General features: G+C 69.0%; 14 protein-coding genes. 12 read left to right on the top strand and 2 right to left on the bottom strand.

What is annotated here, in order from left to right; genetic code table 11:
* The 10 genes from V7D63_RS03915 to V7D63_RS03870 form a co-directional block, all read left to right on the top strand.
* Positions 1–380 (top strand): cbb3-type cytochrome c oxidase subunit I (locus V7D63_RS03915; RefSeq protein ID WP_333590945.1); only part of this gene is annotated, 380 nt, incomplete at its 5' end.
* Positions 381–480: 100 nt separating this feature from the next.
* Positions 481–1,446 (top strand): heme o synthase, encoded by a 966-nt coding sequence (locus V7D63_RS03910; protein ID WP_333590944.1) that lies wholly within the window; start codon positions 481–483, stop codon positions 1,444–1,446.
* Between the two features lie 4 nt (positions 1,447–1,450).
* On the top strand, positions 1,451–1,648 hold the full coding sequence (locus tag V7D63_RS03905) for a hypothetical protein (protein ID WP_333590943.1): 198 nt from the start codon (positions 1,451–1,453) through the stop codon (positions 1,646–1,648).
* Positions 1,645–2,187: a cytochrome c oxidase assembly protein gene (locus tag V7D63_RS03900; protein ID WP_333590942.1), complete on the top strand. Its 543-nt coding sequence runs from the start codon at positions 1,645–1,647 to the stop codon at positions 2,185–2,187. Before V7D63_RS03905 ends, V7D63_RS03900 begins: the two co-directional genes overlap by 4 nt.
* A 76-nt stretch (positions 2,188–2,263) precedes the next feature.
* Positions 2,264–3,172: a cytochrome c oxidase subunit 3 gene (locus V7D63_RS03895; RefSeq protein WP_333590941.1), complete on the top strand. Its 909-nt coding sequence runs from the start codon at positions 2,264–2,266 to the stop codon at positions 3,170–3,172.
* Positions 3,169–3,564 (top strand): DUF983 domain-containing protein, encoded by a 396-nt coding sequence (locus V7D63_RS03890; RefSeq protein WP_333590940.1) that lies wholly within the window; start codon positions 3,169–3,171, stop codon positions 3,562–3,564. The genes V7D63_RS03895 and V7D63_RS03890 overlap by 4 nt, the downstream gene beginning before the upstream one ends.
* Complete coding sequence (locus tag V7D63_RS03885) at positions 3,551–4,255, top strand: SURF1 family protein (protein WP_333590939.1); 705 nt, start codon at positions 3,551–3,553, stop codon at positions 4,253–4,255. The genes V7D63_RS03890 and V7D63_RS03885 overlap by 14 nt, the downstream gene beginning before the upstream one ends.
* A 50-nt stretch (positions 4,256–4,305) precedes the next feature.
* Positions 4,306–5,532, top strand: a complete 1,227-nt coding sequence (locus V7D63_RS03880; RefSeq protein ID WP_333590949.1) for a M16 family metallopeptidase — start codon at positions 4,306–4,308, stop codon at positions 5,530–5,532.
* A 9-nt stretch (positions 5,533–5,541) separates the two neighbouring features.
* Entirely contained in the window at positions 5,542–6,132 is a 591-nt protein-coding gene (locus V7D63_RS03875; protein ID WP_333590938.1) for a GNAT family N-acetyltransferase, read from the top strand.
* A 28-nt stretch (positions 6,133–6,160) separates the two neighbouring features.
* Positions 6,161–7,828: a putative bifunctional diguanylate cyclase/phosphodiesterase gene (locus V7D63_RS03870; RefSeq protein ID WP_333590937.1), complete on the top strand. Its 1,668-nt coding sequence runs from the start codon at positions 6,161–6,163 to the stop codon at positions 7,826–7,828.
* A gap of 19 nt (positions 7,829–7,847) precedes the next feature.
* Here V7D63_RS03870 and V7D63_RS03865 read toward each other — a convergent pair whose 3' ends face one another.
* Positions 7,848–8,417, bottom strand: a complete 570-nt coding sequence (locus V7D63_RS03865) for a YqgE/AlgH family protein (protein ID WP_333590936.1) — start codon at positions 8,415–8,417, stop codon at positions 7,848–7,850.
* Positions 8,418–8,570: 153 nt separating this feature from the next.
* Here V7D63_RS03865 and V7D63_RS03860 point away from each other — a divergent pair, with 153 nt between their 5' ends.
* Together V7D63_RS03860 and V7D63_RS03855 are read left to right on the top strand one after the other, a co-directional pair.
* Entirely contained in the window at positions 8,571–9,056 is a 486-nt protein-coding gene (locus V7D63_RS03860; protein WP_333590935.1) for a peroxiredoxin, read from the top strand.
* Positions 9,057–9,204: 148 nt separating this feature from the next.
* On the top strand, positions 9,205–9,657 hold the full coding sequence (locus V7D63_RS03855) for a very short patch repair endonuclease (RefSeq protein ID WP_333590948.1): 453 nt from the start codon (positions 9,205–9,207) through the stop codon (positions 9,655–9,657).
* On the opposite strand, the gene V7D63_RS03850 is transcribed toward V7D63_RS03855, so the two are convergent.
* Complete coding sequence (locus V7D63_RS03850; protein WP_333590934.1) at positions 9,612–11,570, bottom strand: ATP-binding protein; 1,959 nt, start codon at positions 11,568–11,570, stop codon at positions 9,612–9,614. The genes V7D63_RS03855 and V7D63_RS03850 overlap by 46 nt on opposite strands.
* Positions 11,571–11,574 lie beyond the last annotated feature (4 nt).

Below are 11,574 nucleotides of genomic sequence, written 5' to 3'. Positions count from 1 at the left end.
TCTACTACTGGTTCGAGAAGATGTTCGGGGTGAAGTACAACGAGTTCCTGGGCGCCGCCCACTTCTGGATCATGTTCGTGGGCGTGAACCTGGTGTTCTTCCCGCAGCATTTCCTGGGCCTGCAAGGCATGCCGCGCCGCTATGTGGACTACCCGGAGGCCTACACCTACTGGAACCACATCTCCTCGATCGGCTACGTCGTGACCATGGCCGGCGTCGGCGTGTTCCTGATCATGCTGCTGGAGGCGGCGATCCGTCGTCGTCCGGGCGTGGCCAATCCGTGGGGCGAAGGCGCCACGACGCTGGAGTGGACCCTGTCCTCGCCGCCGCCGCACCACCAGTTCAACGAACTGCCGGTGGTCAAGTCCGACGAGCACTGAAGACCTCCCGGAGCGATCCGGGCCGGGGGCCGCCCTTCCCGACCGGGAAGGGCGGCCTTCGCCTTTTCAAAGCCCCGCAAAAGCGTATGACACGACCGCGATGATCGACGCCCCCGCCAGACCCGCCGTCTCCACGGCCCAGCCCGAGGACTATGTCCAACTGCTGAAGCCGCGCGTCATGTCGTTGGTGATCTTCACCGCCGTGACCGGACTGATCGTGGCGCCAGGCGACATGAATCCGCTGTCGGCGGCCCTGTCCATCCTGTGCATCGCCGTGGGCGCGGGCGCCGCCGGGGCCTTGAACATGGCGTTGGAGGGCGAAACCGACGCTCTGATGCGCCGCACGCGCGGACGGCCCGTCGCGGCCGGTCGCGTCAGCAAGGGCGACGCCATGGCCTATGGCGTGGTGCTGTCGGTCTTTTCGGTCATGCTGCTGGGCATGGCGGCCAACTGGTTCGCCGCCGGTCTGTTGGCCCTGACCATCGTCTATTATGCGGTCTTCTACACCTTGATGCTGAAGCGGCGGACGCCGCAGAACATCGTCATCGGCGGCGCGGCCGGCGCCTTGCCGCCGGTCATCGGCTGGGCCGCCGCGACCGGCCAGGCGCCGTGGCAGGCGTGGCTGCTGTTCCTGATCATCTTCCTGTGGACCCCGCCGCATAGCTGGGCCTTGGCGCTGTATTCGGCCGGCGACTACGCCCGGGCGGGGATACCGATGATGCCCGTGGCGCGCGGGGCCAAGTCCACTCGCGGTCAGATCGTTCTTTACAGCCTGCTGTTCGTTCCGGCGGCGATCGCCCCGGCCTTCGTCGGCCTGGGCGGGACCATCTACGCTGTCGTTTCGATCATCGGCGGCCTGGCCTTTCTGGCCCTGGCGGTCCAGGTCTGGCGTTCGCGCGCGGGCGACCAGCCCGACAAGGCCGACACGGTGGGGCGAGAGGCCGCATTGTACGACGTCCGCGCCGAGGCCAAACCGGCGCGCAATCTGTTCGCCTTCTCCATCCTCTATCTGATGGCCCTGTTCGCCGCCCTGCTGGTCGAACAAATCCCGGGCCTGGGACTGTAAGACCATGCGCCTGACCCCCGAGGAACTGGCCGCCCGCAAGCGCCGCAACATCGCCCTGGCCTGGGCGCTGGTGGCCTTCATGGCCCTGGTCTTCACCACCACCTTCCTGCGCATGCAGCACAACCGGGCCGAGGCCGCCGCCACGCGCCAGGCGGTCCTCGCCGCACAGGCGCCCGCCCAGGCTCCGGCGGCCCGGCCGTGAATCGCAAGAACGCCATCGCCATCGCCTGCGTCCTGGCGGTGATGTGCATGACCGGCGCGGCCTTCGCGGCGGTGCCGCTGTATCGGCTGTTCTGTCAGGTGACGGGCTTCGACGGCACGACCATGCGGTCGGACAAGCCGTCGGAGGTGGTGCTGGATCAAACCGTGCTGGTGCGATTCGACACCAATGTGCGCGGCCTGCCCATGACCTTCCGCGCCGAACAGGTCAGTCAGCGCGTGCGCATCGGCGAGACGGGCATCGCCTATTTCGACGTCACCAACACCTCGGACGCCCCGATCAGCGCCAAGGCCGCCTACAACGTCGTGCCCGAGCGGGCCGGCGCCTATTTCCAGAAGCTGCAGTGCTTCTGTTTCGACGAGCAGATCATCAAGCCCGGCGAGACCCGCCAGTTCCCGGTTCAGTATTTCGTCGCCCCCGAATTGGCGACCGATCGCGAGGGCCAGGGCGTGCATGAAATCACCCTGAGCTACACCTTCTATCCGACCCAGGGCTTCGACGCGGCGCAAACCGCGGGCTGACCACTGGCGCGCTCGGCGAGGCGGCGCTATAGCCCGTCGTTGAATCGAGAACTCTTCTCTGAGACCGGAAGACCCCATGGCCGACGCGCACGCCGTTCCGCATCACGACTATCACCTGGTGAACCCCAGCCCGTGGCCGCTGGTCGCCTCGATCGCCGTGACGATCATGATGATCGGCGCCGTGATCTGGATGAAGGGCCTGGCCCCGGCCGAGTCGGGTCCGGTCGCCGCCGCCCTGCTGGCCAAGGGCGACAAGGCCTTGTTCTTCGCCGGTCTGGCGGGGGTGCTGGTGTCGATGTTCGGCTGGTGGTCCGACGTCATCAAGGAGAGCCGTGCGGGCGACCACACGCCGGTCGTGTCGCTGGGTCTGCGCTACGGCATGATGCTGTTCATCGCCTCGGAGGTGATGTTCTTCGTCGCCTTCTTCTGGATGTTTTTTGACATGGCGCTGTTCAACGAGGCGCGCACCCTGATCCCCGAGGTCGGCAACTGGACCGACACCGCGGCGGCCTGGTCGACCTGGCCGCCCAAGGGCGTGGAGGTGCTGGACCCGTGGCAGTTGCCGCTGCTGAACACCATCATCCTGCTGCTGTCGGGCACGACGGTGACCTGGGCGCACCACGCGCTTCAGGTCGGCGACCGCAAGGGCGCCAAGACGGGCCTGCTGATCACCGTGCTGCTGGGCGCCCTGTTCACGGGGGTCCAGGCCTATGAGTACCAGCACATCATCCACGAGCACCTGTTCTTCAACGAAGAGGCGGCCAATTCGGGCCTGTACGGCTCGATCTTCTTCATGGCCACGGGCTTCCACGGCTTCCACGTGCTGGTGGGTTCGATCTTCCTGCTGGTCTGCCTGCTGCGCCTGTACGCCGGTCAGATGACCCCCGAGAAGCATTTCGGCTTCGAGGCGGCGGCCTGGTACTGGCATTTCGTCGACGTGGTGTGGCTGTTCCTGTTCGCCTTCGTCTATGTCGCCTTCGGTTGACGCCTGACGCACAATCCAAGGACGCTGTTCCGGCGCGGGTCGATCCGATCCGCGCCGGTCTGCTTTGCCGCTGTCCCCATTGCGGGCGCGGGCGGTTGTTCGACGGTTTTCTGAAAGTGGTGGAAAACTGTGAAACCTGCGGCTTCGACTATCGCGGGCTGAACACCGGCGACGGGCCGACCGTCTTCGTGATGCAGATCGCGGGCGGGATCGTGGTGTTCAGCGCCCTGGGCGTGGAACTGGCCTACAGTCCGCCCATGTGGGTGCATCTGGTGCTGTGGCTGCCGCTGGTGGCCGTCCTGTCCCTGGGCCTGATGCGTCCGGCCAAGGGGCTGATGATCGGCCTGCAGGTGCGCAACCGCGCGGCCGAGGTGCGCAATGACGAATTCTGAGCGCGCGCACTTCCCCTGGGTCCTGACGGTCGTCACGGCCCTGGCCCTGGCGGTGCTGATCGCCCTGGGCGTCTGGCAGGTGCGGCGGCTGGCGTGGAAGGAAGGCCTGATCGCCGCGGCCGAGGCGGCCGCCGCCAAGCCCGCGGCGCCCCTGGTCCAAATACTGGCCGAGGGCGGCGATCTGGAGTTCCGCAAGGCGGTCGTGGACTGTCCGGGGCTGGCGAGCGCGCCCTATGTCGAGCTGCGGACCATTCAGGACGGCGAACCGGGTCTGCGCCTGGTTTCGGCCTGTCGGGCGGCGGGTCGGACCTGGCTGGTCGATCGCGGCTTCGTGCTGGAGACGATCTCGGCGCGCCCGCCTGAAGCCGTTTCTGAAATCCCGACCCGGATCACCGCCGAGATCCGCGCCGCGCCGCCGCCGGGACCGATGACGCCGCCCGCCGAGGCGCGGATGTTCTATGGCCGCGACAACGCCGCCATGGCGCGCGCCCTGGACGTCCAAGGCCCGGTCGAGGCGCGGACCCTTTATGCCCTGACGTCGTCCAATCCCGATTGGTCGGCGCTGAAGCCGTCGGCGCCGCCGGTCGCCTTTTCAAACAACCACCTCGGCTACGCCCTGACCTGGTTCGGCCTGGCCGGGGCGCTGGCGGCCGTTTACGCCGCCATGCTGCGGCGGAGGCGAAAGTCCTGAGCGCGACCCTGCACACCTTGTCGAACGGCGTCCGCGTGGTCTGCGACCCCATGCCGGGCGTACGCACCCTGGCGTTGGTCGTCGCGGTCGAGGGCGGCGCGCGATGGGAGCCGAAAAACCGCTCCGGCTGGTCGCATCTGCTGGAGCACCTGGTGTTCAAGGGCGCGGGCGACATGTCGGCGCGCGACATCGTCGAGCGGATCGAGTCCGAGGGCGGTTCGATCAACGCCGCCACCGGCTATGAGCGGACCAGTTTCGAGGTGCGCGGCCTGGCCGGGTCGCTGCCCCTGGCCATGCAGGTGGTGTCCGACCTGTTGTTCCGGCCCACGCTGGACCCGGTCGACATCGAACGCGAGAAGGACGTGGTCGGCCAAGAGATCGCCGAGGCCTATGACACGCCCGACGACCACGTCTTTGACATGGCCCAGACGCGGGCCTTTTCCGGCCAGTCGCTGGGCCGGCCGATCTTGGGTTCGATCGCCAGTCTGAAGCCCGCCGACCGCGCCTCGGTCGGCGACTGGCGCGCGCGGCTGTACTCGCCGGATCGAATGGCGGTGGCCGTGTCCGGCGCCGTGGACGAGACCGAGCTTCTGGCCCTGGCCGAGCGCTGGTTCGGCGCCGAGACGGCGACGCCCGCCGAGCGACCCCGGGCAGCCGCGTTCGTCGGCGGTTCGGCCAGGCTGGGACGACGCATCGAACAGGCCAATCTGGTGTTGCAGCTTCCGGGCGTGTCGGCGACCGACCCGGACCTGCCCGCCATGCGCATCCTGACCGAGATCCTGGGCGGCGGCATGGCCTCGCGCCTGTTCCAGAGCGCGCGCGAGGAACGGGGCCTAGCCTACGCCATCGACGCCTATCACGAACCCTATGCCGACATCGGCGTGCTGGGGATCTATGCCGGCTGCGCCGCCGACCGAGCCGAAGAACTGGCGCGGGTGTGCGCCGACGAGGTGAAGGCCCTGGCCGCCGACGGCCCGACCGAGACCGAACTGGCGCGGGCGCGCACGGTGCTGACCGCCGGCCTGTGGATGTCGGACGAAAGCTCGATGAGCCGCGCCGGGCGGATCGCGACACAGGCCCTGATCTATGGACGCCCCGTGTCGTCCGACGACCTGGCGACAGCCATGGCGGCGGTCGGCCGTGACGATGTGCGCCGTTCGGCGCGGCGTCTGCTGGAGGGCGGACGGTCGGCGACGGCGGTGCTGGGTCCGCGCGCGTCGGGCGGCGCCGGAGACGTGTTCACGCAAAGTCTGTTTCCGGGCGGAAACGGCGGCTAGTCTGCGGCCATGGCTCTGCTGGACTGGATGACGGAGACGACTGGCCCGGTGATCGAGGGCCGAGGCGTGACGCTGCGTCCGCCGCGCGCCGCCGACTTCCAGCCCTGGGCCGAATTGCGCGACCTGTCGGCGGCCTATCTGCAACCGTGGGAGCCGTCCTGGGCCGAGGACGACCTGACCCGGCCCGCCTTTCGGCGGCGGCTGTCGGTCTATGCGCGGGAAATGGAGCTGGAGACGGCCTGGCCCTTCTTCATCTTCGCCAATGGGGGCGAGACCCTGGTGGGGGCGGTGACCCTGTCAAACATCCGGCGCGGCGTGGCCGAGAGCGGGACCCTGGGCTATTGGATCGGCCGCCCCTTCGCCGGTCGGGGCCATGCGACGGCGGCGGTGAAGGCGGTTCTGACCTTCGCTTTCGACACATTGGACCTGCACCGGGTCGAAGCCTCGTGCCTGCCGACCAATTTGCCGTCGCGGCGCGTGTTGCAGAAATCGGGCTTCCGCCAGGAGGGCGAGGCCAAGGCTTATTTGAAAATTAACGGCGCGTGGGCAGATCATCTTCTGTTCGGCGTGGTGTCGGACGACTGGGTTCGCGACGCCTGACGCGGCCCGTTGAGGGGCGGAACGTCGTTTGAACGCTCGACCGCGATCACTGGGCTGGGACGCGACCACCGCCATCGAGGCGCTGGCGGCCGCGGATGCGGCCCTGTGGGAGTGGACCCCCGCCGACGACCAGATCCGTTTCACCGGCTCGACCCGGCCTCTGGGCCTGGGACCGCTGGCCCCGGAGTGTTCGGGCGCCGCCTTCGTCGCCTTGGCCCAGCCGCAGGACCGCGCCCTGGCCGAGCGTGTGCTGAAACCGCAGGAGGAGGGGACCGAGATCGCCCTGCGTCTGCGCATGCGCGGCTCCGAGGTCTGTCTGTGGCGCGGCGTCTGGCTGGAGGACGGGCTGCGCGCCGCCGGCATGGTGGCCCTGGAGACCAAGTTCGCGGGTTCGGACAAGGACGGGCTGACCGGCCTGTTGGACCGCCGCACCTTCATCAATCGCGCCGCCGAGACCCTGACCCAGCCGGGCGACTATGATCTGATCGTCGCCGACGTGGACCGGCTGCGCCGCCTGAACGAGGCCTTGGGCCACGAACGCACGGATCTGGTGCTGTCGGCCCTGGGGTCGCGTCTGAGCGCCGCCTTCTCGCACGGCACGGCGCCGGCGCGGATCGGCGAGGATGAGTTCGCCGTGCTGTTGCCGCGCGGTCCCGGCAATCCGGCCGACCGGGTGCGCGAGGCGCTGGAGCAACCGCTTCGGGTCGCGGGCTTCGACATCTATCCGACCGTCTCCATCGGCGCCGTATCGACCGAGGGCGGGCCGGACGCCGCCGATGCGGCCGAACTGTTGCGCCGGGCCGAACTGGCGGTCGAGCAGGCCAAGAGCGCCGGGCGCGGCGGGGCCGCCGCCTATGGCCGGGCGCTGGAAAGCGACAGCCTGAGCCGACTGGCGCTGGAGGCGGACCTGCGCAACGCCTTCGTGCGCGGCGAGATCGAACCCTTCTTCCAGCCGATCGTGAACCTGACGACCGGCGCCGTGGCCGGTTTCGAGGCCCTGGCGCGCTGGCGTCACCCCAGGCGCGGTCTGGTGGCGCCGGATGAGTTCCTGACGCTGACCGATGAAATGGGTCTGATGAACGACCTGGGCCTGCTGATGATGACCCAGTCGGCCAAACAGTTGGCGGAATGGCTGCATCGCCATCCGACGGCCGGAAAGCTGTTTTGCAGCGTCAATCTGTCGGTCGGCGAGATCGAGCGGGCCAATCTGGTCGATGACGTCGCCCGCGTGATCAAGGAGACGGGTCTGCCGCGCGGGGCGCTGAAGCTGGAAGTCACCGAAGGCGACATCATGCGCGACACCGAACGCGCCGCCGAGGTGCTGCGTCAGTTGAAGGGGGTGGGGGCTTCGCTGGCGCTGGACGACTTCGGCACCGGTTTCTCGTCCCTGTCCTATCTGGCCAAACTGCCCTTCGACACGCTGAAGATCGACCGCTATTTCGTGCTGACGATGGACAAGGACGAAGGTTCGGCCAAGATCGTCAAATCCGTCGTCAACCTGGGCCGCGACTTGGCGCTGGAAGTGGTGGCCGAAGGGGTCGAGAACGCCGGCCTGGCCATGCTGCTGATCGATGCGAGCTGCCATTACGGCCAGGGCTTCGGCTATGCGCCCGCCCTGCCGGCGCAAGAGGCCGAGGTCTATCTGAACGAAAGCCTGGCCGATGGTGCCGCGCCGTTGAAACAGCGCTCGGCCTGACGTTTCAGGCCCAGGCGTTTCAGGCCCGGCCGCCCTGGGCCGACAGGCGGGCGGCGTCGACGCCGATGCCGGCCAAGGCCCGGCTCCATTTGCTGTCGTGGTCGGTGTCGAAAATGATGTCCAGGTCCGCGTCGGCGGTCAGCCAGACGTTTTCGGCCAGTTCGTCCTCCAACTGCCCCTCGCCCCAGCCGGCATAGCCGAGCAGCAGGACCGAGCGCCCAGGACCGGTTTCCGGGTCCGTCATCGCCGTCAGGGCCTCTCGCGTGCCGGTCATGGCCAGGCCCTCGCCGAAGGGCAGGGTGGCGTCCGGGCTGATCCAGTCGTCGGTGTGCAGGACGAAGCCGCGTTCGCGCTCCACCGGCCCGCCGACCAGGACGATGCGGCCCTGGGCGGTGTCGGGAGAGGCGATGTCCAGCCGGTTCAGCACCGCCTTCAGATCGACGCCGTTCGCGGGCCGGTCGAGCCGCAGCCCCATGGCGTGGTCGTCCTCATGCGCGCAGATCAGGATGACCGCGTGCTCGAAACGCGGATCGCCGATGCCCGGCATGGCGACCAGAAGACGACCCGCGAGGGACTGGAACTGCGACATGCACCGATCATCGACCGCAACCGGCCAGGGCGCAAGGCGTCAGGGCGGCGAACATTCAAGGCGGTGAACGTCGATGTCTTGGCGTGGGCCGCAAGGCTCTCTATCTGATCGACATCGCATCGGCGCCGCGCGCGCCCAGCCCGGAGAACACCCATGACCATCAAGGTCGGCGACCGCATCCCTTCGTCCATGCTGGGCGTGATGACGCCGGAAGGCCCGCGTCCGATCAATTCGGACGAGGTGTTCAAGGGCAAGACCGTGGCCCTGTTCGCCGTGCCCGGCGCCTTCACCCCCACCTGTTCGGCGCGCCACCTGCCCGGCTTCAAGGACAAGCGCGACGAACTGGCCGGCAAGGGCGTGGACACCGTGGCCTGTCTGTCGGTCAACGACCCCTTCGTCATGGGCGCCTGGGCGCAGAGCCAGAACGTCTCGGGCGACGAGATCGTGATGCTGGCCGACGGCAACGGCGACCTGACCCGCGCCCTGGGCCTGAGCATGGACGCCACCGGCTTCGGCATGGGCGAGCGGTCGCAACGCTATTCCATGCTGGTCAAGGACGGCGTGGTCGAACAGTTGAACGTCGAACAGGGCGGAGAATTCCGCGTGTCGTCGGCCGAGCATCTGCTGGCGCAGCTTTAAAATCCGCTCATCCCCGCGAAAGCGGGGACCCAGTCCTTTGGGCGATGCATTGAGGACGGGTCATGCCGAACGATATCCAAACCTGGAGTACGCGGCTCTCACTGGGTCCCCGCTTTCGCGGGAATGAGCGGCGTTGGGTTTGATCGGCGTGGCCGACGTCTTCACGCCTGAACAGCGCAGCGCCGTCATGCGGCGGATCAAGGGCCGCGACACCGGCCCGGAACGTCGCGTGCGCGCGGCCCTGCGTGCGGCGGGGATCGGCTATCGCCTGGGCGGACAGGGTCTGCCCGGACGGCCCGACGTGGTGATGAAGGGACGGCGGATCGCCGTCTTCGTGCACGGCTGTTTCTGGCACGGGCACGACTGTCCGCGCGGCGCGCGCCGACCCCAGGCCAACGCCGACTACTGGATCGCCAAGATCGGACGAAACCGCGCGCGCGACGCCGTCAATGCGGCGCGCCTGGCTCAGGACGGCTGGGCCGTGGTCACGGTCTGGGAATGCGCCATGCGAGCGGCCGATTTCGACGACCGATTGGTCGCTGCCGTGCGGGCGGCTCAGGCGGCGACGATTTCCGGCGCGGCTTCCTCTTCGCCCGACTGAGCGTCGGCCAGGACGTGCTGCAAGGCGCCCAGCAGGGCGGCCGGCGTCAGCGGCTTGGAGACGAAATAGGCCATGCCGGCGGCGGTGCAGGCCTCGACGTCTTCGGGCTGGGTGTCGGCGGTGACGGCGACGACCGGGGTCTGGGCGTTCGGGCTGTTCCCGGCGCGCAGGCGGCGAGTCGTCTCGCGGCCGTCCAGCTCGGGCATCCGCACATCCATGAAGATGACGTCGAACACGGCGCCCTCGCAGGCCGCCAGCGCTTGCAGGCCGTCGGCGGCGGTGGCGATGTCGCAGCCCAGCGGCTGGAGGATCAGTTGGATGGCGCGACGGTTTATGTCGTGGTCGTCGACGACCAGCACCGACAGCGGACGACCTTCGTCCTGAGCGGAGTCCTGGGCCGATGCGGTCTCGGTCTCGATCTCGATTTGGGCGGGCGCCTCGGCGGACGGCGGCGCGATCGGGGCGGCGATCGGGGCCTCGGCGCGGATCGGCGTTGCGGCCGTCGGCGCGAGACGCGGGCGGTCGGCCAGGGCGCGGGCGATGGCGCCGCGGCTGGCGTCGTCCAGGCCGGCGCCGACCGGGGCGGCGACCTGGCCCTCGCCGGGAGACAGGGTCAAGGACAGGGTGAAGCGCGCGCCCTGGCCCGGTCGGCTGCGAACCGTCAGGCGGCCGCCCATCAGGTGGGCCAACTCGCGGCTGATGGCCAAGCCCAGGCCCGAGCCGCCGAAGCGGGCGCCGACGCCGTCGGCGGTCTGGTCGAAGGCGGTGAACAGGCGGTCGAGCTGGTCACGGCTCATGCCGGGACCGGTGTCGGCGACCTCGAAGGTGATCGCATTGGCGCCGCAGTCTTCGGCCCAGGCGGCCAGGCGCAGGGTGATCGACCCCTGGTCCGTGAACTTCATGGCGTTGGACATCAGGTTGTTCAGCACCTGACGGATGCGCATGGCGTCGCCGCGCACGGCGGTGGGCAGACGGCGGCCGCCCTCCAGGGTGAGCCTCAGGCCCTTGGCCTTGGCCGGGCCGCGCCACAGACGGGCGGTCTGGGCCACCAGGGCGCGCAGGTCGAAATCGGCGACCTCGACCTTCATGCGGCCGGCCTCCAGCTTGGAATGATCCAAGAGGTCGTCCAGCAGGCCTTTCATCATCAGGCCGGCGTCGGTGATCAGGGCGGCGTGGGCGCGGGCGGCCGGGTCGCCGCCGCGCGAAACCTCGGAGGCGCCGGTCAGGATGGCGCCGATGGGCGTGCGAAGATCGTGGCCGACGGCGGCCAGGAAGGCGGCGCGGCCCGCCATGACCCGTTCGGCCTGGACGCAGCGGCGCTCGGCGTCGTGACGCGCCTTGGATTCGGCCTGGGAGGCCTTGTTCATGCGCTGCCAGGTGGTCAGGCAGAAGATGGCGAAGACGGTCTGGGCCGCGCCCGCCGCCAGCACATAGGCCGGGTCCGCTCCCGCGGCGGTCATGAAGGCCGGCGTCATGGCCATATAGATCAGTTGCGGCGTGGTGGTCAGGGCCAGGACGGTTCCCGATCGCGGGGCGTTGACCATGGAATAGACCAGGGCGGCGGGCAGCAGCACGCCCGCGCAGATGCCGCCCATGGGACCGCCGAACAGCCACAGCGGGATGGACAGGCCCCCGATCATGGCCGTGTTCAGAACCAGCACGGTCCCGCCCAGGGCGCTGCGCCACAGGGGCATCTGGTTGGCCTGGCGTCGGATGATGGGGGCGAACAACGCCGCCTCGACCATCTGCATGGCCAGATAGGCGGACAGCCACGGCAGGCTGACGGCGTATCCCAGCAGCGGGCTGACGATCAGGGCGGTGGCCGCGCCGACGCACAGCCGGATCACCAGCGCATGGCGACGCTGACGGACGGCGGCGGCCCAGCCGGGCGTTTCGTCGGTCAGATGCGGCATTCAC

It is taken from the genome of Brevundimonas sp. (assembly GCF_036732845.1).
Lineage (GTDB): Bacteria > Pseudomonadota > Alphaproteobacteria > Caulobacterales > Caulobacteraceae > Brevundimonas.
Note: the sequence above shows the minus strand (reverse complement) of the source record. Positions and strands in the feature narration are given on the sequence as shown.